The following is a 20,893-nucleotide window of genomic DNA, read 5'->3' as shown; positions in this document are numbered from 1 at the left end:
CCATGACCGACGAAACCGTCACGCTCACCATCGACGGGCTGGAAGTCACCGTCCCCAAGGGGACGCTGGTGATCCGGGCCGCCGAACGACTGGGCATCGAGATCCCCCGGTTCTGCGACCACCCCCTGCTGGAACCGGTCGGCGCCTGCCGGCAGTGCCTCGTCGACGTGGAGGGGCAACGCAAACCGCTGGCCTCCTGCACCGCGACCTGCACAGACGGCATGGTGGTGAAGACCCAGTTGACCTCTCCGGTCGCCAAGAAGGCGCAGGAGGGGATCATGGAGTTCCTCCTCATCAACCACCCACTCGACTGCCCGATGTGCGACAAGGGCGGCGAATGCCCCCTGCAGAACCAGGCGATGAGCACCGGCCGGACCGAGTCCCGGTTCCACGAGGAGAAGCGGACGTACCGCAAGGTGCTGCCGATCTCCTCCCAGGTGCTGCTCGACCGGGAACGGTGCGTCCTGTGCGCCCGCTGCACCCGGTTCTCCGAGCAGGTCGCCGGCGACCCCTTCATCGAGTTGATGGAGCGCTCCTCGCTGGAACAGGTCGGGATCTACGAGGACGAGCCGTTCGAGTCGTACTTCTCCGGCAACACCGTGCAGATCTGCCCGGTCGGCGCGCTCACCGGTGCCCAGTACCGGTTCCAGGCGCGGCCGTTCGACCTGATCTCCTCACCCAGCATGTGCGAGCACTGCTCCGCCGGATGCGCGCAGCGCACCGACCACCGCCGCGGTAAGGTGCTTCGCCGCCTCGCCGGCGACGACCCGCAGGTCAACGCCGAGTGGAACTGCGACAAGGGCCGTTGGGCGTTCGGATACCAGAACACCGACAACCGGATCCTCCACCCGATGGTGCGGGGCAAGGACGGTGAACTGCACGAGGCCTCCTGGCCCGACGCGCTGCGCGTCGCGGCGGAGGGCCTGGCCCGGGCGAAGCAGGCCGGAGGCGTCGGTGTCCTGACCGGCGGCCGGCTCACCATCGAGGACGCCTACGCGTACTCGAAGTTCAGCCGCCTGGTGCTGGACACCAACGACGTGGACTTCCGGTCCCGCCCCCACTCCGCGGAGGAGGCCGAGTTCCTCGGCCACGCCGTCGCCGGAGTGCACCCCGCCTCGGGCGCCACCACCTACGAGACCGTCGAGCAGGCACCTGTGGTGCTGATCGCGGGACTCGAGGCCGAGGAGGAGTGCCCGATCCTGTTCCTGCGGCTGCGCAAGGCGCACCGCAAGACCGGCCAGAAGTCCTACGTGGTGGCGCCGTTCGCCACCGAGGGCACCCGCAAGTTCGGCGGCGAACTCGTCGCGACGGTGCCCGGCGGCGAGGCCACGGTCCTGTCCGGGTACGCCGACGGCAACGGCGACATGGCCGACGTGCTGCGGGCACCCGGAAGCGTCATCCTGGTGGGTGAGCGGCTGGCGACGGTGCCCGGCGCACTGACCGCCGCCGCCCGGCTCGCCAAGGCGACCGGCGCGAAGCTGGCGTGGGTGCCGCGCCGCGCCGGCGACCGGGGAGCCGTGGACGTCGGACTCCTTCCGGGCCTGCTGCCCGGCGGTGGAGCCGTCGACGACGCCGCAGACCGGTCCACACTGGCCGCCTACTGGGGTACCGGATCGCTGCCCTCGTCGGCGGGCCGCGACACGGCCGGCATCCTGGCCGCCGCGTCGGCGGGCGAACTCGGCGGCCTGCTGGTCGCCGGTGTCGACGTCTTCGACCTGGCCGACCCGGCCGCCGCCGAGGCGGCGCTGTACGACGCGCCGTTCATCGTCTCCATCGAGCAGCGCCACACCGCCGTCACCCGGCGGGCCTCGGTGGTGCTGCCGATCGCGACCGTCTCGGAGAAGGGCGGTGCCTTCCTCAACTGGGAGGGCCGGCTGCGCACCTTCGACGCCGCGCTGGACTCGCCGCTGCTGAGCGACTACGAGGTCCTGCAGGCGTTGAGCGAGGTCATGGGAGCCGACCTGGGCTTCGACTCGCTGCGCGCGGTGCGCGGTGAACTGGCGGGCGTCCCGACCCCGGGCGGCCGGATCCCGGCTCCGCTGGTGTCGGCGGCGACCCCGGCCGGCGCGGGTGCCGGACAGGCCCTGTTGGCGACCTGGCGGCACCTGCTGGACTCCGGCACGCTGCAGGACAACAACGCCCAGCTCGCCGGAACGGCACGCAAGCCGGTCGTGCGGCTGTCGGCCGACACCGCGGCGGCGATCGGCGCGGTGAACGGCGGCGCGGTCACGGTCTCCACCCCGGCGGGCGGGATCACCCTGCCGCTGGAGGTCACCGTCATGCCCGACCAGGTCGTGTGGCTGCCGACCAACTCGCCGGGTTCCGGCGTACACAGAGGACTTGGCGTGACGGCGGGCGAGGTCGTGTCGATCGCCGCGTACGACGGAGGCGGCAGATGAGGTTTTCCGAGCCGCTCCGGCAACGAGTGAGTGTGGAGGAATCCGCGTGAACGGTCTTGAGTCCTTCGGGCAGGACCCGTGGTGGCTGGTCGGCCTGAAGGCGCTGGCGATCTTCGTCATCCTGGTGCTGTTGACGCTGTTCAGCATCTGGTACGAGCGCAAGGTGGTCGCGTGGATGCAGGTGCGTCCCGGCCCCAACCGCAACGGCCCGTTCGGTCTGCTCCAGAGCCTCGCCGACGGTCTGAAACTGGCGTTCAAGGAGGACCTGGTCCCCAAGGCCGCCGACAAGATCGTCTTCCTGCTCGCGCCCATGATCTCCACGGTCTGCGCGTTCACCGCGTTCGCGGTGATCCCGTTCGGCCCGGTGGTGAGCGTCTTCGGAGTGGAGACCCCGCTCCAGTTGACGGACCTGCCGGTGGCGGTGCTGCTGGTGCTGGCCACGTCGGCGCTCGGCGTGTACGGCATCGTGCTGGGCGGCTGGTCCTCCGGCTCGACCTACTCGCTGTTGGGCTCGCTGCGGGCCGCCGCGCAGGTCATCTCGTACGAGATCGCGATGGGCCTGTCCATCGTGGCGGTGTTCCTGACCGCCGGCAGCCTCTCCACCAGCCAGATCGTCGCCGCCCAGCAGGGCGGGCAGGAGGTCACGCTCTTCGGAACGTCCTTCACGATCCCCGGCTGGTACGCGCTGCTGCTGCTCCCCAGCTTCATCGTGTTCGCGATCTCGGTCGTCGGTGAGACCAACCGCGCCCCGTTCGACCTCCCCGAGGCCGAGTCGGAACTGGTCGGCGGTTTCCACACCGAGTACTCGTCGCTGAAGTTCGCGCTGTTCTTCCTCGCCGAGTACATCAACATGGTGACCGTGTCGGCGATGGCCACGACCCTGTTCCTGGGTGGCTGGCAGGCTCCGTTCCCGGCGAGCTGGTGGCCGGGCGCCAACGAGGGCTGGTGGCCGGTGCTGTGGTTCTTCCTCAAGGTCCTGATCCTGCTGTTCGGGTTCGTGTGGCTGCGGGGGACGCTTCCCCGGTTCCGCTACGACCAGTTCATGCGGCTGGGCTGGAAGGTCCTCGTCCCCGCGAACCTGCTGTGGATCGTGGTGCTGGCCGCCGTGCGCGCCGGCACCCAGCAGCCGGAGTGGTCGGCCCAGTGGGTCGGCATGATCGGTGGCGCGTTCCTGCTGGTGCTGTTGGTGATCTGGTTCTGGCCGGGTCGCAAGAAGTACGAGCAGGCGACCGAACCCGACACCGGGCTGGGCGGCTTCCCCGTCCCGCCGCTGGACCTGCAGGTCCCGCCGTCGCCGCGCGTCAAGCGGCTCACCGCCGAACGTGAACCCGTGTCGGTGTCGGCCGGTGACGACGCCACCGCCGAAGGAAAGGAGGGCTGACCGTGTTCGGTACCGCCAAGAGTTTCGGCGTCACCTTCGCCCACATGTTCAAGAAGCAGGTGACGGAGAAGTACCCGGAGGTGCGCAAGCCCACGGCTCCGCGCTACCACGGGCGCCACATCCTCAACCGGCACCCCGACGGGCTGGAGAAGTGCGTCGGCTGCGAACTGTGCGCCTGGGCGTGCCCCGCCGACGCGATCTTCGTGGAGGGCGGCAACAACACCGAGCACGCCCGCTACTCGCCCGGTGAGCGTTACGCCAAGGACTACCAGATCAACTACGCCCGCTGCATCTTCTGCGGACTGTGCATCGAGGCGTGCCCGACCCGTTCACTCACCATGAGCAACGAGTACGAGCTCGCCGCCGACAACCGCAAGGACCTCATCTTCACCAAGGAGATGCTGCTGGCGCCGCTGATGGAGGGGATGGAGCAGCCTCCCCACCCGATGCGGCTGGGCGACTCCGAGAAGGACTACTACGTCAAGGCGCTGGACGACCCCGGTACCTCCGTCGGTGCGGAACGGTCGCAGCGTGAACAGTGGGTGGCCGACCACACGGCCGCCGACAGCGAGGCCGCGCGGCTCGCCGAGCTCCGCGACGAGGCCGCCGTGACCGAGGACGAGCACCCCTCCAAGGCGCCGAACCTCGCGGGCGACCCCAGCAAAGAGGTGAAGAAATGAACCTGCTCGCCGACGCACTGGCCAGCGGAACCGTCACCACCGGTGAGGCGGTGACGTTCTGGATCCTGGCCCCCATCGCGCTGGGCGGCGCCATCGGCATGGTGCTGGCGCGCAGCGCCGTCCACTCCGCGCTGCTGCTGGCGTGCACGATGCTCTCGCTGGGCGTGCTGTACATGCTCCAGTCGGGACCGTTCATCGGGTTCGTGCAGATCATCGTCTACACCGGCGCGATCATGATGCTGTTCCTGTTCGTGATCATGCTGGTGGGCCGCGACTCCCGGGACTCCCTCCTGGAGACGCTACGCGGTCAGCGGCTCGCCGCGATCGGGCTCGGCATCGGCATGGCGCTGCTGCTGTGCACCGGCCTGGCCCGCGGCATCGGCTCGGTGACCGCCGTCGGTCTCGACGAGGCCAACGCGAACGGGAACGTCCAGGGCATCGCCGCGGACCTGTTCACCAAGTACGTGTTCGCCTTCGAGGTGACGTCGGCGCTGCTCATCACCGCCGCCGTCGGCGCCATGCTGCTGGCCCACGTCGAGCGCCGCAAGGGCGACCGGCCCGGCCAGAAGGAGCTGTCGCGGTTGCGGTTCCGGAAGGGCAACTACCCCGGACCGAAGGCCGGCCCGGGCGTGTTCGCCACCTCCGACTCGGTCGCGACCCCGGCGCTGCTGCCGGACGGCACCGAGAGCGAACGCAGCATCTCGCCGGTCGTGCCGGTGCGGGAACTCACCCCCGCCGAGGCCGCGCCCAAGGGCACGGACGGAGGGAAGCGGAAGTGACCGTCCCCGTCCGCCCGTCCATCACGTGCCCGTCGCCGAGGAGTGACGTCCGATGACTCCCACTTATGCCGTGTCTTCTCACGAGGGGCTTCGCCACCTCGTGCTCTCCCCGCAGGCGGCGTGCCCGCCGGTTTGGAGTGACGCGCGATGACCCCCACCTACTACCTGGTCCTGGCCGCCGCGCTGTTCACCATCGGCGCGGTCGGGGTCCTGGTGCGCCGCAACGCGATCGTGGTGTTCATGTGCGTGGAGTTGATGCTCAACGCGGCGAACCTGACGCTGGTCACCTTCTCGCGTATCAACGGCACGCTCGACGGCCAGATCATGTCGTTCTTCGTCATGGTGGTCGCCGCCGCCGAGGTCGTGATCGGTCTGGCGATCATCATGTCCATCTATCGATCCCGCCGTTCGGCGTCGGTCGACGACGCGAACCTGTTGAAGTACTGATGTCCTGCTTGGAGTTTGGTGTGTCCGTACCTGGTGGTGCCCTCGCCCGCCGCCTGTCCGCGGGTGCGTCGCGTCATGACGTGCCCGGTTCCCCGCCCCACGGCGGCGCGGCCGGGACATCGGAAACCGTCAACGGCCTGTCGGCCCGCAAAGTGAGGGCATAACCGTCGTGGATACCGTATTCGCGCCCGCCACCGGGGCGCTCTCTTGGATGTGGCTGCTGATCGCCCTGCCGTTGGCGGGCGCGACGGTTCTGCTGTTGCTGGGACGACGCGCCGACCGGTGGGGCCACCTGCTGGGCACCGCCACCGTCGGTGCCGCCTTCGTGCTGGGACTGGTGTTCTTCCTCCAGTTGTCCGGCCTGCCCGACGACGCCAGGTCGGCGACACTCGACCTGTTCACCTTCGTCGAGTCCGGCAGCCTGAACATCTCGGCGGGACTGTTGTTCGACCCGCTCAGCGCGGTGTTCGTCCTGTTGATCACGGGCGTGGGTTTCCTGATCCACGTCTACGCGATCGGGTACATGTCGCACGACGAGGGAAGGCGCCGCTTCTTCGCGTTCTTCAACCTGTTCGTCGCGGCGATGCTGCTGCTGGTGCTCGGCGACAACTACGTGATGATGTTCGTCGGCTGGGAGGGCGTCGGTGTCGCCTCCTACCTGCTGATCTCGTTCTGGTTCAACCGGCCCAGCGCCGCGACCGCCGGTAAGAAGGCGTTCCTGGCCAACCGGGTCGGCGACGCCGGGTTCCTCATCGCGATCTTCCTGATGTTCGCGTCGTTCGGTTCGACGGACTTCCAGACCGTGTTCAACGGCACCGCCGCCAACAACCTGGCGTCCGGGACCGTCCTGGCGATCGGGTTGTTCCTGCTGTTGGGCGCCTGCGGAAAGTCCGGCCAGTTCCCGTTGCAGACCTGGCTCCCCGACGCCATGGAGGGTCCGACCCCGGTGTCGGCCCTGATCCACGCGGCGACCATGGTGACCGCGGGCGTCTACCTGATCGCCCGCTCGCACCCGATCTTCTCGGCCAACGAGACCGCGCAACTGGTCGTGGTCTCGATCGGTGCACTGACCCTGCTGATCGGGTGCGTCATCGGCTGCGCCAAGGACGACATCAAGCGGGTACTGGCGTACTCGACGGTGTCGCAGATCGGGTACATGTTCCTGGCCGTCGGCCTGGGTGGCGCCGCCTACGCGCTGGGCATCATCCACCTGCTGGCGCACGGCTTCTTCAAGGCCGGCCTGTTCCTGGGCGCCGGTTCCGTCATGCACGGCATGAACGACCAGGTCGACATCCGCCGGTTCGGTGGACTGTGGAAGTACATGAAGTCGACCTGGTTCACGTTCCTGCTGGGCTACCTGGCGATCATCGGCCTGCCGCCGCTGTCGGGCTTCTTCACCAAGGACCCGATCATCCTGGCCGCCTTCAACCGCGAGGGCTGGCAGGGCTGGGTGTTCGGCGGCGCCGCGCTGCTGGGCGCCGGACTCACCGCGTTCTACATGACGCGACTGTTCATCCTGACCTTCCACGGCCCCAAGCGGTGGACCGACGACATCGAGCACCCGCACGAGTCGCCGGCGATCATGACGATCCCGTTGTGGATCCTCGCGGTCGGTTCGGTCGCGGCCGGTGGGCTCATGTCCACCTCGGTGGTGAACTGGCTGACCCCGGTGTTCGGGCACACCGAGCACCACGAGGAGAAGATGTCGCACTGGACGGCGACCGGCCTCACCATGGCGCTGGTCGTGCTCGGCGTGGTCATCGCGTTCCTGCTGTTCCGCCGCGGCACCGCCCTGGCCGAGCAGCCCGCCCGCACGCACATCGTGCGGGCCGCGCGGCAGAACCTGTACGCCGACCGGTTCAACGAACTGGTCCTCGAACTGCCCGGCCGACTGCTCACCCGCGCGCTGGTGTGGGTGGACAACCGGGGTGTGGACGGCGTCGTCAACGGCCTGGCCGCCGCAGTGGGCGGCGGATCGGCGCGACTGCGCCGCTCCCAGACCGGCTTCGTCCGCAGTTACGCATTGTCCATTCTGTCTGGAGCGGTCGTCGTCGTGGCGGCCCTGTTGGTGGTGACGTTCGGGTGAGCTCGTTTCCGTTCCTCTCGGCGCTGATCGTGGTGCCCCTGATCGGGGCGCTCATCACCGCCGCCGTACCGAAGGGCAAACCCCGGCAGGCCAAGTTCATCGCCATGGGCTTCTCGCTGGTCGTCCTGGCGATCACCGCGGTCATGTGCGTGCGGTTCACGGCCGGCGACCGGGCGCTCCAGTTCACCGAGCACTACTCGTGGGTGCCCGACTGGGGCCTGAACCTCAGCTTCGGTGTGGACGGCATCGCGCTGGTCATGCTGGCGTTGACGGCCGTGCTGACCCCCGTCGTGATCGGGGCGTCCTGGAACGACGCCGACGCCGAGAAGCGCAACGTCCCCACGTTCTTCGCGTTGATCCTGGCGTTGCAGGCGACCATGATCGGCACCTTCGTGTCGGCCAACGTCCTGCTGTTCTACATCTTCTTCGAAGTCATGCTGGTGCCGATGTACTTCCTGATCGGCTCCTACGGCGGACTCCGCCGCCAGTACGCCGCGGTGAAGTTCTTCCTGTACTCGCTGCTGGGCGGCATGGTGCTGCTCGCCGCGATCATCGGACTGTGGGTCGCCTCCGGCGGCGTCATGGACTGGCAGGCGCTCATCGACGGCGGCCCCGTCGACCCGACCCTGCAGAACTGGCTGTTCCTGGGCTTCTTCCTGGCGTTCGCGATCAAGGCGCCGTTCTTCCCGTTCCACACCTGGCTCCCCGACGCCGGTGGCGCCGCCCCGGCCGGTGTGGCGGCGCTGCTGGTCGGCGTCATGGACAAGATCGGCACCTTCGCGATCCTGCGGTACTGCCTGCCGTTGTTCCCCGACGCGTCGCAGACCTTCGCGCCGCTGGCGATCGCGCTGGCGCTCGTCGGCGTCATCTACGGTGCGCTGGTCGCGATCGGGCAGACCGACCTGCGTCGCCTGGTCGCGTACACCTCGATCGCGCACTTCGGCTTCATCGGTGTCGGCATCTTCGCCTTCACGACCCAGTCGGGCACCGGCGCGGTCCTGTACATGGTCAACCACGGCCTCGCCACCGGACTGCTGTTCATCGTGGTGGGCATGCTGGCCGCCCGGCGCGGTTCCTCCCAGATCGCCGACTTCGGCGGTGCCGGGAAGCTGATGCCGCTGCTGGCGGGCACGTTCTTCATCGCGGGCATGGCGTCCCTGGCGTTGCCGGGCACCGCGCCGTTCGTCTCGGAGTTCCTGGTCATGCTGGGGACGTTCTCGGTGAACAAGCCGGTCGCGATCATCTCGGTGCTGGGCATCATCCTGGCCGCCGGTTACGTGCTGTGGATGTACCAGCGGACCATGCAGGGCACCCTGAACCCGGCGCTGACCGAGCTCAAGCCGATGCGCAGGGACCTCAACCTGCGCGAGAAGCTGGTGGTGACTCCGCTGATCGTCGGGATCCTGGCCCTGGGCGTCTACCCGCAGCCGGTCCTGGACATCATCAACCCGGCCGTGGAGAGCACCCTCGACTTCGTGGGCGTGACCGATCCGGCGCCCACCGTACCCACTGCCGAACCGGTCGCGACGGGAGACAACTAAGTGACCACCATGGTTTCCGCCGATACTCTCGACATCAGCTTCCCCGAGGTCGACTACCTGGCGCTGGCACCGTTGCTGATCGTGTTCGGTGCCGCCTGCGTGGGAATCCTCCTGGAGGCGTTCCTGCCGAGGACCCGCCGCTACTCGGCGCAACTCGTGCTGTCGGTGGTCGGCCTGGTCGCCGCACTGGTGACCATCGTGATGAACGTCGGTGAGGACCGCCCGGCCTTCGCGATGTCCGACGGCAGCCGCGTCGACGCGATCGTCATCGACGGTCCCGGCCTGTTCCTGATGGGCGCGATCGTGGCGATGGGCGTCATCGCGGTACTGCTGATCGCCGAACGCCGGGTCTCGGCCGGTGGCGCGTTCGTCGCCCACGCCGCGGTCGCGGCGGACAGCAAGGCGGACGCCGCACAGGCCCGGCACCCCGGGGCCACCGAGGTGTTCCCGCTGACCATGTTCGCCATCGGCGGCATGATGCTGTTCTGCGTCGCCGGTGACCTGCTGACCATGTTCATCGCGCTGGAGGCGTTCTCGCTGCCGCTGTACCTGCTGTGCGGTCTGGCGCGCCGCCGCCGCCTCCTGTCGCAGGAGGCCGCGATGAAGTACTTCCTGCTGGGCGCGTTCGCGTCGGCGTTCTTCATCTACGGTGTCGCGCTGCTGTACGGCTACGCCGGCTCGGTGCAGCTCGTGGACATCAACGCCGCGATCGCCGCCTCCGGCAACTCGCAGGTGCTGCTGCTGTCGGGTCTGGCGATGCTCGCCGTCGGCCTGCTGTTCAAGGCCGCCGCCGTGCCGTTCCACGTCTGGACCCCCGACGTCTACACCGGTGCCCCCACGCCGGTGACCGCGCTGATGGCCGCCTGCACGAAGGTCGCCGCGATCGGCGGACTGCTGCGGGTGTTCAACGTCGCGTTCGGCAACTCGGGCAACCCCGGCGGGCCGAGCCTCGCGTGGGACTGGCGCCCGATCCTGATCGCGATCGCCATCGCCACGATGGTGATCGGCGCGATCCTGGCGGTCACCCAGACCGACATCAAGCGGCTGCTGGCCTACTCGTCGATCGCCAACGCCGGGTACCTGCTGGTGGGCGTGATCGCGCTCGGCCAGGCGTTGGGCGCGACCCTGTTCTACCTGGTCGCGTACGGCTTCACGGTGCTGGCGGCGTTCGCGGTGGTGACGCTGGTCCGGGACTCGCAGGGCGAGGCCACCCACCTGTCCCGGTGGGCCGGGCTGGCGAAGCGGTCACCCCGGTTCGCGGTGATCTTCACGCTGCTGATGCTGGCGTTCGCGGGTATCCCGTTGACGTCCGGCTTCGCGGCGAAGTTCGCGGTGTTCTCATCGGCGCTGGAGGCGGGACAGACCTCCCTGGTGATCGTGGGTGTGCTGTCGAGCGTGATCCTGGCGTTCCCGTACCTGAAGGTCGTCGTCCTGCTGTGGCTCTCGCAGCCGGTGGAGGACGCGCCGGCGGTGTCGATGCCGGGCTTCATGACCGGTACCGCCGTCACCGTCGGTGTTGTGTTCACCGTGCTGTTGGGTCTGGCCCCGCAGGTGTTGCTGAACATCGTGGACGGTGCCGGCCAGTTCCTGGCGAAGTAGCCCGTTCCGCACTCACACCGGCCCGGACGCCGTACGGCGTCCGGGCCGGTCGCATGTCCGCCACCGGACCTCGGGAGGGGTGATCCACCTCTCAGAAGTGCAGGTCGGAGGTTGAAATGGTGGGTGGCAACAAGGTGCCGCCCCATGACGGAATTCTCCGGGGGTGCTAGACTAACGCGTAGGAGGGTTCGCCTTCCGATCCAGCCCTAGGCTCCACATCATGTGGGGCCTTTGTGCGTTGAGGGGCTACTTGTCCCATCGGGCGCCAACAATGGTTGTGTATGATCTTAGGCGCGAGTCGTCCCCACAGACGTTGGTTTGCGTTCGTAGCGCGGTCATTCGACTCTGTATGAGTTTGAATTCTCCGATGCAGGAATGCGACCATGTCGGCAGCTTGTACGAGGCGACTCGCGTGTGACGGCGCGAAGTGCAATGTATCCACGATTCGGGTGAGTTTTCTGGACCGATAACCCGGAGTCCGTCCTCGCTGATAAAGATTCAGGTTGGTCCGATGTTGGGCCTGCCCATCGACCTCGTCGGCGATAACCAACGCATATTGACACCACTCGGTGGCAAGAACGTCGATCCGTTCAAGAAGGTGTTGAAGGACGATCGAATGAGGAGTAGACGGTTCCACATACCGCTTTCGGAGCCCTGCCGCGTCCACGCCACGGAGGATCACCCCGGTGGAGTAGTCGGCGATGGCTTGAAAGGTATCGTTATACACGCTGATGCGAGCTCTTGGCGGTAGACCCTGCCAACAGTCGTACCCCTGAAACAATTCATAACCGTGTAGCTCCGCGTCTTCCCTCACTCCGAAAGATGCGACGGCTTTATCCACTACGGCATCAAGTGACGCAGTCAGGGCGATGGCCGCAGGACCATCACACAGAATCGCCGCCATGAAATACCAGTCGCTGCTGTAAGACTCATCCACATACGCGAGCAGCATATGGTTACGATACTTCGCCGACACGGAGTGTGATCGCGCGGTGTCGTCGAACGCATGGTCGTCTCCACTGGCCGAGTGAGCCAGATCGAACACCGCGAGATCGCCACCAATGATTTGCCGGCCCGTTATATCAGGGCGCTCATTGTGAACTGAAGTCGGCGGCCGATTTCGACGCAGCAGGCTTCGTCGTGGCCTCGAGGAGGGTAGCCGCGCGCCCGTCGAGGGCCCGGCCGCCTGATCGGGCAGGGCGGCCGCATGGCATGCCGCATGACATGATCGGGGCGACATGCTCCTCCGGCACGGGAGTTCGACGCGACGGAGGATCGTGTGCCGGAACTTCCCTACTTCCTGGCGGTCGTCCCCACGGTGCTGATCGTGGGCGGTCTCGCGCTTCTGCTGCTGGTGATGGCGTGGCTGGCCCTGGTCGCCGTGTTCGGGTTCGCGATCACGGGCGGTCTACGCGCCTGGCTGCGGCGGCGAACGAGGTCCGGTGCGGGCGCGGTCGACTCCGAATAGCGACCTTCGGTGGTCGCATATCCGACAGCGACAGCGACAGCGACAGCGACGGCGCCCCGCGTCCGTCGTTGGGCTCGACATGGAGCAGCCGAGCGAAGAATCCGACGACATCACCGAATGGCCGCCACGCCTTCAGGCGGTACTGGACGCCTACGCACGGCTCCAGGCCGACCCTGTGGAGTGGGCGTCATATGTCGCCGAGGGTGCGGAATGGGAACGGGTGGCTGTCGCCGACCTGTGCGAGCGGTTGAAGGACGAACCGTGGCCGGATTCTTGAGACGGCGCCGGGCCGCGTCACCCATCGCGGCGACCGACACGGCAAGATAGGGGCCATGTCGGTAACGCCCGGGACAGGTGGTGCCTAGTGCACCCGGTCATCCCGTATGTCATCGCGGCGCTGTTGTTCGGCGTCGGCCTGTACGGCGTACTGGTCCGGCGTAACGCGGTGATGGTGCTGGCGGCGGTCGAGCTGCTGCTGGGCGCCGTGAACCTCATACTCGTCACCGCCGACGTCGCCCCGCTCACCGGCGACACCGGACACTCCGGACAGTCGTTCGCGCTGTTCGTCATCGTCATCGCCGCCGCCGAGATCGGTGTCGGCCTCGCCCTGGTACTCCACCTGTTCCGGCTGCGCGGCGACATCGACACCCAGGACATCGACAGGGGAGAACAGGGCGAGCCCTCGCCCGAGACCACCGCGCCGACCGGGAGCCGGGGATGAGCGCGAGCATCTGGTTGCTGCCGCTGGCCCCCGCCGCCTGCGCCCTCGCCGGGCTACTGGTGCCGCCGTCCGGCCGACGCCCCGCCGCGGCGATCGCGGTCACCGGAACCGCGATCGCCTTCGTCACCGCGGTCGCCCTGGCCTTCGGCGGCGGCACCTACCACTTCGCCACCCGGCTCGCGGGCTTCGGTGACATCACCGTCCACGCGGCCGTGACCGTCACCCCGGTCGCCGCGTACGTGGCCGTCGCGGTGGCGACCGTGGCGCTGCTCGTGCAGGTCTACTCGTACGCGTACCTGCGAGACGACGACCGGTACGTCCCCTACGCCGCCCAGGTGGCGCTGTTCACCGCCGCGATGCTGCTCGTCGTCGTCTCCGACGACCTCGTCCTGCTGCTCATCGGCTGGGAACTCATGGGCGCCTGCTCGTATCTGCTGATCGGGCACGACCGCCGCCTACCGGAGGCGCCCGCCGCGGCCGTCAAGGCGTTCCTGGTGACGCGGGTCGGTGACGTGGGCCTGCTGCTCGGTATCGCGCTGCTCGGGTTCCACACCGGATCGTTCCGGATACCGGAGGTCCTGGCGGCGCTCCCGGACATGACGCCCGGGACGGTCACCGCCGCCGCCCTGCTCGTCCTCGCGGGCGCCGCCGGGAAGAGCGCCCAGTTCCCGCTGCACAGTTGGTTGCCCGACGCGATGGCCGGCCCCACCCCGGTGTCCGCGCTCATCCACGCCGCCACCATGGTCGCCGCCGGCGCGTTCCTGCTGTTCCGGTTGCTGCCGCTGTACACCGGAGCGGCCGCCGTCGTGGTCGCCCTCGTCGCGGCCGTCACGATGATCGGCGCGGCACTGGCCGCGTTGGCGTCCGACGACCTGAAGCGGGTGCTGGCGTGGTCGACGGTCAGCCAGGTCGCGTTCATGTTCGGCGGCATCGCCGTCGCCGCCGGTGACGCCGCCGTGTTCCACCTGCTCAGCCACGCCGCGTTCAAGGCGTTGCTGTTCCTGGCCGCCGGCGCCGTCATCCACGTCGCGGGCGGCAACTCACTGGCCGCGATGGGCGGTCTGCGGCACGGCGCGCCCGTGCTGTTCACGACGATGACGCTCGGCTTCGCCGCACTGGCCGGGATCCCGCCACTGTCGGGGTTCTGGAGCAAGGAGAGCATCCTGGGGGCCGCCGCCGGAGCGGGCGGCCTCACCGGGAACCTCGTGCTGTGGGCGGGGATCGTGACGGTGGCGCTCACCGCCGCGTACGCGACCCGCGCCTGGCTGCTGGTGTTCCTCGGCGCGCCGCGCGGCAGCACCGGGCACGACCCGGAACCGCTCATGCGCTGGCCGCTGCTGATCCTGGCGGTACCGACCGTGCTGTTGGGAGTCGCCGCCTTCGCCGGGCCCGTCTCCGGCGAACCGCCTCACCTGTGGCCGACCCTGCCGGTACTGGCCGCGACCGCGCTCGGCGCCGCGGCGGTGTACCTGTGGTGGCGGCGGGAACCGGCGACCGACCCCGCCACCCGCCTCGGCGCCGCCCGTCCGCTGTTCGCGGCCGGATTCGGGTTCGACACCTTGCAGCGCGCCCTGGTCGTGATCCCGGTGACCCTGCTGGGTCGGTTCGCGTCGTGGGCGGACGTCACGATCGTCGACGGCGCGGTCGACGGCTCCGGGCACGTCACCTCCGCGACCGCGCGCCGGATCGCCGGCTGGCACCTGGCCGGCCTGCCCCGGCACCTGTGGTTCACCGCCGCCGGCGCCGTACTGCTGGCCGCCGTCGGCACCGCCGCGTACCTGGGGATGTGGGCATGACCGATTCCGAACACCCGGTACGGCCCTGGGCCGGTCCGCGAAGGGGGACCTCGTGACCGCCGTGCTCATCGCCGTGCTCGCCCTCCCCGCCGCCGGGGGAGTGCTCGCCGCCCTGGGACACCGCCACCGGTCCGCCGGGTGGCTCGCCACCGGATTCGCCGCCGCCGGACTGCTGGCCGCGGTGTTCCTCCCCGCCTCCCGAGGCGACGGTCCACTGTGGCACCGCTTCGACGTGGCGTGGGCGCCCGCGATCGGGCTGCGCTTCGACATCGGCGTGGACGGAATCTCCTACCCGTTGATCGTCTTGACGGCGCTCCTCACCCTGTTGTGCTGCCTGCACACCATGTCGGAGACCACCCGCCGCCCGACCGCCCTGATCGGACTGCTCCTCGCCGTCGAGGTCGGCATCCTCGGCGTCTTCCTCGCCGCCAACATCGTCGCCTTCTTCGTGTTCTTCGAGATCGTGCTCCTCCCCATGTACGCGATCATCGCGTTCTGGGGCGGCCCCGGCCGCCGCGCCGCCGCCGCCAAGTTCGCCCTGTACACGGTCCTGGGGTCACTGCTGCTCCTGGTCGGCGTGTACGTCGTGGTGTCCTCCACCGGCACCGGCGACCTCGTCGCCCTCGCCGAATCGGGCGGCGGCGGCATGTCCCCGGCCACCCAGCTCGTCGCCTTCGCACTGCTGGGCGTCGGCTTCGCCGTGAAGAGCCCACTGTGGCCGCTGCACAGTTGGCTGCCCGCCGCGCACACCGAGGCCCCCACCGTCGGGTCCGTCATCCTCGCCGGTGTCCTGCTGAAGATGGGAACCTACGGGCTGATCCGGGTCGGCCTCGGCGTCGCCCCCGAAGGGGCTCACGCCGCCGCGCCCGTCCTACTGGTACTCGCCGTCGCCGCGATCGTCGTCGGCGGACTGATCTGCCTCGCGCAACGCGAACTCAAACGACTCATCGCGTACTCCTCGGTCGGACACATGGGATTCGTCCTCCTGGGCATCGCGACGCTGTCCGGCACCGGCATCACCGCCGCCCTGTACGGCAACATCGCGCACGGCCTCATCACCGGACTGCTGTTCTTCCTGGTCGGCTCCATCAAACAGGCGACCGGCCACGGCATGCTCACCGAACTCGGCGGCCTGCGCACCACCGCGCCCGGCCTCGCCGGGATACTCGGATTCGCGGCCCTGGCCTCCCTCGGCCTCCCGGGCCTCGCCGGATTCTGGGGCGAGGCGTTCGCCGTCTACGCGACACTCGCCGGCGACTCCACCGCCCGGGCCGTGGCCGCCGCCGTCGCCGCGGCGGGCGCCGCACTCGCCGCGGCATACCTGCTCAGGATGATCAGACGCGTCAACTACGGCCCACCCACGGCCGCCGTCGACGGCGCCGCCGCCGCCCTCCGGGTCACACCGATCCGCCTGGCCCTGTGGGGACCGCTCGTCGCGGCCACCGTCCTGCTCGGCGTCGTGCCCGGGTTGTTGCTGGACGGCTTCACCGCCGCGCCCTTCCTGGAATGGGTGAGCCGATGAGCCAGACCATCGACCACGTCGCCCTGCTGCCGGCGTACCTCGCCGCCGCCACCGCGCTCGCCGTACTGCTCACCGACCTGTTCTCCCGCCACCCCGTACCGCGCATCGCGGTCGCCGGCATCGGGTTCGCCGCGACGGCCGCCGCCGCCGTCTGGCTGGGCACGCTCCCGCCCCGCCAGACGTTCTGCACCGACACCGGCTGCTCCCTCGTGACCGGCGGACCCGGTGCCGCCATCGCGGCCACCACCGCACTGCTGGGACTCGCGGTCCTCGCGCTGTCGGCGCGCCCACTGCTCGCGGGCGACGCCCCGCCCGGCGAATACGCCTTCCTGCTGGCCTGCTCCGTCACCGGCGGCGTCATGCTCGCCTACGGACGCGACCTCATCACCCTCATCGTCGCGTTGGAGACGTTGACGCTGCCGCTGTACGTACTGGTGGCGATGCGCGGCGGCTCACGACGTGGTGCGGTCGCGGCCGTCAACTTCCTGCTGGTGTCGGTCACGGCGGGCGCGATCACCCTGTTGGGCGCGGCACTGCTGTACGCCGTCACCGGCACCCTGCACCTGACCGGGATCGCGGCGGCCCTGCGCGGCGACACGATCCCGCTGACGGCCGTCGCCGTCGCCGTGATCATCACCGGTGTCGGTTTCAAGCTCGCGGCGGTGCCGTTGCACGGCTGGGCACCCGGCAGCTACGACGGCGCGCCGCTGCCGATCGCCGCCTACCTGTCGACGGCCTCCAAACTGGGCGGCGTCGCGGTCCTGTTGTGGCTGGTGACCGAGGCGTTCCCGCCGGTGCTGCACATCGCGGGACCGGTGTTGACCGTCCTGGCCGTCGCCACCATGAGCGTCGGGAACCTGCTGGCGTTGCGGCAGCGGCGTACCGTGCGACTGCTGGCGGCGTCCTCGATCGCGCAGGCGGGCTACCTGCTCGTGCCGTTGGCGGGCCTCACCGCGCTCGCCGGGCCGCCCGGAACCGCGGCGACCGCCGCGACGGCCGTCCTGGTGTTCGCGTTGTTCTACGTGATGATGGAGGTCGCCGCGTTCACCGGGGTGATCGCGTTGCGGTGGCCGCGTGCGGACGGCGGCGAACTCGGCGACCTGGCGGGGAGCCTTCGCGCCGCCCCCGGACCCGCCGTGGTGCTGCTGCTGGCCCTGGCGGCCCTCGCGGGACTGCCGCCGGCGTTGGCGGGCCTGTTCGCGAAGATCACGGTGGTGTCGTCGGTGGCCATGGCGATGCCGTGGCTCGCGGTCGTGGTCGCCGTGAACGCGGTCGTCGGCCTGGCCTACTACCTGCGGTTCGGTGTCCTGCTGGTGCGAGGCCGGGGTACCGAACCGGCACCGGCGGGCTGGCCGGTCACCGCCGTCCTGGCGTTGTCGGTCGCGGCCCTGGTCATTGTCGGGTTCGCCCCGCAACTGCTGTGGCGGCTCGCGTCGTTCGGGTGAGGCGGAGGTATCGCCGGTCGTGGGCCGGTGGGACGGTGGCAGGCCGCGAGCACGGTCGGCAAACCGCTCGCACCCCCGCCGACTGTGGTCTGGGGGCCGCCACTCCTCCTCCCCATGGCGTCGAGCCTAGGGGGCCGCGCCGGTGGCTGTCGAGCCGTGGAGCGACCGCCTGTGGATAACCACGGGGTTGTGGACGACGCGCCGGTTCCCGCCGGCCGAAGTCCGGACATCGGCCATGAGAGCGGCGGAGTGAGCCCATGGTGGGGGCTTCGACGCGAATTGGTGCTGAAACGCCGCAGCTCCGCTCGCACACCCCACGAACCCCGGCGGCCCCGCTTGGCGGGTTTCGGCGTGCCGACCTCGGGGAAAGGTCACACTCGGGAAGAAGCGCCCCGAGTCACCGCGTTGTGACCACTGCGAGCCGGGGCGGCTCGCGGGCAGGACCGGGAGTTGACGTATGAAGCATCGCAACGGCCTGAAGACCGCACTGCTGCTGGGCGCGCTGTCGGCCCTCATCGTGGCGGTCGGTTACTGGATCGGGGGCGGCACCGGCCTGGTCATCGCCGGTGTGGTCGCGATCGGCATGAACGCCTTCACATACTTCAACTCCGACAAGCTCGCCCTGCGGTCGATGCGGGCGCAGCCGGTCACCGAGGCGCAGGCGCCGCAGCTGTACGCGATGGTGCGGGAACTGTCCCAGAAGGCGGGCCAACCGATGCCGCGCCTGTACATCAGCCCCACTCCGCAGCCCAACGCGTTCGCCACCGGACGCAACCCGGAACACGCCGCGGTCGCCGTCACCGACGGCATCCTGCGGATCCTCTCGGAACGGGAGTTGCGGGCCGTGATCGGGCACGAACTCTCCCACGTCTACAACCGGGACATCCTGATCGCCAGCGTCGCCGGCGCCTTGGCGGGCATCATCTCGGTCCTCGCCAACATCGCCTGGTTCATTCCCCTGGGCGGCGGCGACCGCAACGGCCCGAACCCGCTGGTACTGCTGTTGACGATGATCCTCGGGCCGATCGCGGCCGGGGTGATCCAGATGGCGATCAGTCGCAGCCGCGAGTACCAGGCCGACGAGTCGGGGGCCGAACTCACCGGTGACCCGCTGGCGCTGGCGAGCGCCCTGCGTAAGATCTCCGGTGGCGTCAGGCAGTTGCCGATGCGGCCGGAAGGCCCGGTCACCGACACGGCGCACATGATGATCGCGAACCCGTTCGCCGGTGGTGGCCTCAGTCGACTGTTCTCCACCCATCCGCCGATGCCGGAACGCATCCGACGCTTGGAGCAGATGGCCGGGGCGCTGCGGTAACCTCGACGTCGTTTCGTCTTAACCTTGTAAGGAGCCCTCAGTGTCCGACCGCACGATCGTGGTGACCGGTGGGGCCGGTTTCGTCGGCAGTCACCTGATCCGCCGGTTGGTCACCGAGTACCCGGCCGCTCGGATCGTGTCGATCGACAACTACTTCACGGGCCGCCGTGACGCGCAGCTCGACGACCCCCGGGTCACCTACCTGGAGGCGAACACGGTCACGATCAACAAGCTGTGGCCGCAGCAGGACCTTCCCGACCCCGACCTGGTGTTCCACCTGGGCGAGTACGCCCGGATCCCGCAGTCGTTCGACGAGTTCGACCGGGTGTGGGAGTACAACACCTGGGGCACCAAGGAGGTCGTGACGTTCTGCGCCGACCGGGGCGCGCGACTGGTGTACGCCGGTTCGAGTTCCAAGTTCGGCAACGACGGCGAGGACGAGAACCTCAACCCGTACGCGTGGACGAAGGCCAAGAACGGCGAACTGATCCGCAACTACGGTGACTGGTACGGCCTGGACTACGTCATCACCTACTTCTACAACGTGTACGGCCCCGGCCAGATCGAGGACGGCCGGTACGCGACCGTGATCGGCATCTTCGAGCGGCAGTTCCGCGAGGGGGAGCCGCTGTCGGTGGTCAGTCCCGGAACCCAGACCCGCGACTTCACCCACATCGACGACACGGTGTCCGGGCTGCTGCTGTGCGCCGAGCACGGCAAGGGCGACGGCTACCTGATCGGGGCCGGACGTGAGTGGCCGATCGCCGAGGTGGCCGAGATGTTCGGCACGGAGATCCGGTACATCCCCGCCAAACCCGGTGAACGGGTGCGAGGCCGGGCGGACAACTCGAAGGTGCGGGCACTGGGCTGGGAACCGGCGCATTCGCTTCCCGACTACATCGCGGGGATCGTGGCCGCCTCCGGCCGCTGACCCGATCCGGCCGCCCGCTGCGCTTCCCGGACCGCCCGTCATACGTGGCTTGGTTGGCCGTACGACGATCGACATGCCTCGAATAGGCCGCAATGTCCGATTTTTCGCCGTCGTATGACCAACCAAGCGGGACATATGACCAACCAAGCCGTATCGCGCTACCGGCGTTCGCGGGGGCTCACGCCGGTGCCCGGCTCGTTCCTCGCCGGGCTCACCGATAGTTCGTGCAGTGTTTCCGGTTCACGAGCTACCGGCAGCGCTCGTTCCTCGCGCTACCGGTAATTGGTGAACTGCAACGCCACGTCCAGGTCGGCCTTCTTCAGCAGGGCGATCACGGCCTGCAGGTCGTCGCGCTTCTTGCCGGAGACCCGGATCTGGTCGCCCTGGATCTGGGACTGGACGCCCTTGGGGCCCTCGTCGCGGATCAGCTTGTTGATCTTCTTCGCCTGGTCCTGGGCGATGCCCTGCTTCAGCGCGCAGTCGATCTTGTACGTCTTGCCGGACGGCCGTGGGTCACCCGCGTCGAGGGCCTTCAGCGAGATGTCCCGCTTGACCAGCTTGTCCTTGAACACCTCCAGGGCCGCCTTCACACGGTCCTCGGTCTCGGCGGTCAGCGTCACCGCCTCCTCCCCGGCCCGTTCGATCCCCGCTCCGGTACCCCGAAAGTCGAATCGTGTCGACAGTTCCTTGGCGGCCTGGTTGATGGCGTTGTCCAACTCCGCCGCGTTGAGTTCACTGACGATGTCGAAAGACGGGTTCGCCACTGTATGCCTCCCAATTGTC

General features: G+C 68.9%; 18 protein-coding genes. 16 read left to right on the top strand and 2 right to left on the bottom strand.

The annotated features are described in order from the left end of the window. The first annotated feature begins 2 nt into the window (after positions 1 to 2). From LX16_RS19040 to nuoN, 8 genes are all read left to right on the top strand, one after another. Positions 3 to 2,399 (top strand): NADH-quinone oxidoreductase subunit G, encoded by a 2,397-nt coding sequence (locus LX16_RS19040; RefSeq protein WP_147140987.1) that lies wholly within the window; start codon positions 3 to 5, stop codon positions 2,397 to 2,399. 46 nt (positions 2,400 to 2,445) lie between these two features. Then, entirely contained in the window at positions 2,446 to 3,780 is a 1,335-nt protein-coding gene (gene nuoH / locus LX16_RS19035) for an NADH-quinone oxidoreductase subunit NuoH (protein WP_244615894.1), read from the top strand. A gap of 44 nt (positions 3,781 to 3,824) precedes the next feature. Further along, a complete protein-coding gene (gene nuoI / locus LX16_RS19030; protein WP_425304437.1) occupies positions 3,825 to 4,460 on the top strand; it encodes an NADH-quinone oxidoreductase subunit NuoI in 636 nt (211 codons plus the stop codon). After that, the gene (locus tag LX16_RS19025; RefSeq protein ID WP_147140982.1) at positions 4,457 to 5,239 is read left to right on the top strand and encodes an NADH-quinone oxidoreductase subunit J; all 783 of its coding nucleotides are present in this window, start codon (positions 4,457 to 4,459) and stop codon (positions 5,237 to 5,239) included. The genes nuoI and LX16_RS19025 overlap by 4 nt, the downstream gene beginning before the upstream one ends. A 147-nt stretch (positions 5,240 to 5,386) precedes the next feature. Further along, positions 5,387 to 5,686: an NADH-quinone oxidoreductase subunit NuoK gene (nuoK, locus tag LX16_RS19020; protein ID WP_147140980.1), complete on the top strand. Its 300-nt coding sequence runs from the start codon at positions 5,387 to 5,389 to the stop codon at positions 5,684 to 5,686. A 211-nt stretch (positions 5,687 to 5,897) separates the two neighbouring features. Next, positions 5,898 to 7,772 carry an NADH-quinone oxidoreductase subunit L gene (nuoL, locus tag LX16_RS19015; RefSeq protein ID WP_147142001.1) on the top strand — a complete coding sequence of 625 codons (1,875 nt, stop codon included), beginning with the start codon at positions 5,898 to 5,900 and terminating at the stop codon, positions 7,770 to 7,772. Beyond that, positions 7,769 to 9,313, top strand: a complete 1,545-nt coding sequence (locus LX16_RS19010) for an NADH-quinone oxidoreductase subunit M (RefSeq protein ID WP_147140979.1) — start codon at positions 7,769 to 7,771, stop codon at positions 9,311 to 9,313. Before nuoL ends, LX16_RS19010 begins: the two co-directional genes overlap by 4 nt. A 9-nt stretch (positions 9,314 to 9,322) precedes the next feature. Next, positions 9,323 to 10,912 carry an NADH-quinone oxidoreductase subunit NuoN gene (gene nuoN, locus LX16_RS19005; RefSeq protein WP_147141998.1) on the top strand — a complete coding sequence of 530 codons (1,590 nt, stop codon included), beginning with the start codon at positions 9,323 to 9,325 and terminating at the stop codon, positions 10,910 to 10,912. Between the two features lie 166 nt (positions 10,913 to 11,078). Here nuoN and LX16_RS19000 read toward each other — a convergent pair whose 3' ends face one another. After that, a complete protein-coding gene (locus LX16_RS19000) occupies positions 11,079 to 11,864 on the bottom strand; it encodes a DUF3800 domain-containing protein (RefSeq protein ID WP_147140976.1) in 786 nt (261 codons plus the stop codon). A 327-nt stretch (positions 11,865 to 12,191) separates the two neighbouring features. Here LX16_RS19000 and LX16_RS18995 point away from each other — a divergent pair, with 327 nt between their 5' ends. The 8 genes from LX16_RS18995 (at position 12,192) to LX16_RS18960 (ending at position 20,110) form a co-directional block, all read left to right on the top strand. Next, the gene (locus tag LX16_RS18995; protein ID WP_147140974.1) at positions 12,192 to 12,380 is read left to right on the top strand and encodes a hypothetical protein; all 189 of its coding nucleotides are present in this window, start codon (positions 12,192 to 12,194) and stop codon (positions 12,378 to 12,380) included. Positions 12,381 to 12,459: 79 nt separating this feature from the next. Continuing rightward, complete coding sequence (locus LX16_RS18990; RefSeq protein ID WP_147140972.1) at positions 12,460 to 12,657, top strand: hypothetical protein; 198 nt, start codon at positions 12,460 to 12,462, stop codon at positions 12,655 to 12,657. An 87-nt stretch (positions 12,658 to 12,744) separates the two neighbouring features. Beyond that, entirely contained in the window at positions 12,745 to 13,101 is a 357-nt protein-coding gene (nuoK, locus tag LX16_RS18985) for an NADH-quinone oxidoreductase subunit NuoK (RefSeq protein WP_147140970.1), read from the top strand. Continuing rightward, positions 13,098 to 14,897, top strand: coding sequence for an NADH-quinone oxidoreductase subunit 5 family protein (locus LX16_RS18980; RefSeq protein WP_147140968.1), 1,800 nt, complete (start codon positions 13,098 to 13,100; stop codon positions 14,895 to 14,897). The genes nuoK (LX16_RS18985) and LX16_RS18980 overlap by 4 nt, the downstream gene beginning before the upstream one ends. A 52-nt stretch (positions 14,898 to 14,949) precedes the next feature. Next, complete coding sequence (locus LX16_RS18975; protein ID WP_147140966.1) at positions 14,950 to 16,419, top strand: complex I subunit 4 family protein; 1,470 nt, start codon at positions 14,950 to 14,952, stop codon at positions 16,417 to 16,419. Further along, positions 16,416 to 17,864 (top strand): NADH-quinone oxidoreductase subunit N, encoded by a 1,449-nt coding sequence (locus LX16_RS18970; protein ID WP_147140964.1) that lies wholly within the window; start codon positions 16,416 to 16,418, stop codon positions 17,862 to 17,864. The genes LX16_RS18975 and LX16_RS18970 overlap by 4 nt, the downstream gene beginning before the upstream one ends. Before the next feature lie 457 nt (positions 17,865 to 18,321). Continuing rightward, on the top strand, positions 18,322 to 19,179 hold the full coding sequence (htpX, locus tag LX16_RS18965) for a zinc metalloprotease HtpX (protein ID WP_147140962.1): 858 nt from the start codon (positions 18,322 to 18,324) through the stop codon (positions 19,177 to 19,179). A gap of 40 nt (positions 19,180 to 19,219) precedes the next feature. Further along, on the top strand, positions 19,220 to 20,110 hold the full coding sequence (locus LX16_RS18960) for an NAD-dependent epimerase/dehydratase family protein (protein WP_147140960.1): 891 nt from the start codon (positions 19,220 to 19,222) through the stop codon (positions 20,108 to 20,110). Between the two features lie 272 nt (positions 20,111 to 20,382). Here LX16_RS18960 and LX16_RS18955 read toward each other — a convergent pair whose 3' ends face one another. Further along, on the bottom strand, positions 20,383 to 20,874 hold the full coding sequence (locus LX16_RS18955; protein WP_147140959.1) for a YajQ family cyclic di-GMP-binding protein: 492 nt from the start codon (positions 20,872 to 20,874) through the stop codon (positions 20,383 to 20,385). Positions 20,875 to 20,893: the final 19 nt, after the last annotated feature.

It is taken from the genome of Stackebrandtia albiflava (assembly GCF_007994225.1).
In the GTDB taxonomy this organism is placed as follows: domain Bacteria; phylum Actinomycetota; class Actinomycetes; order Mycobacteriales; family Micromonosporaceae; genus Stackebrandtia; species Stackebrandtia albiflava.
Note: the sequence above shows the minus strand (reverse complement) of the source record. Positions and strands in the feature narration are given on the sequence as shown.

Bases quoted from the DNA above. Each gene is read 5' to 3' on its own strand.
- LX16_RS19040 (WP_147140987.1), top strand. From the start codon at position 3: ATGACCGACGAAACCGTCACGCTCACCATCGACGGGCTGGAAGTCACC.
- nuoI (WP_425304437.1), top strand. From the start codon at position 3,825: ATGTTCAAGAAGCAGGTGACGGAGAAGTACCCGGAGGTGCGCAAGCCC.
- LX16_RS19025 (WP_147140982.1), top strand. From the start codon at position 4,457: ATGAACCTGCTCGCCGACGCACTGGCCAGCGGAACCGTCACCACCGGT.
- nuoK (WP_147140980.1), top strand. From the start codon at position 5,387: ATGACCCCCACCTACTACCTGGTCCTGGCCGCCGCGCTGTTCACCATC.
- nuoL (WP_147142001.1), top strand. From the start codon at position 5,898: ATGTGGCTGCTGATCGCCCTGCCGTTGGCGGGCGCGACGGTTCTGCTG.
- nuoN (WP_147141998.1), top strand. From the start codon at position 9,323: ATGGTTTCCGCCGATACTCTCGACATCAGCTTCCCCGAGGTCGACTAC.
- LX16_RS19000 (WP_147140976.1), bottom strand. From the start codon at position 11,864: ATGCTGCTCGCGTATGTGGATGAGTCTTACAGCAGCGACTGGTATTTC.
- LX16_RS18990 (WP_147140972.1), top strand. From the start codon at position 12,460: ATGGAGCAGCCGAGCGAAGAATCCGACGACATCACCGAATGGCCGCCA.
- LX16_RS18980 (WP_147140968.1), top strand. From the start codon at position 13,098: ATGAGCGCGAGCATCTGGTTGCTGCCGCTGGCCCCCGCCGCCTGCGCC.
- LX16_RS18970 (WP_147140964.1), top strand. From the start codon at position 16,416: ATGAGCCAGACCATCGACCACGTCGCCCTGCTGCCGGCGTACCTCGCC.
- htpX (WP_147140962.1), top strand. From the start codon at position 18,322: ATGAAGCATCGCAACGGCCTGAAGACCGCACTGCTGCTGGGCGCGCTG.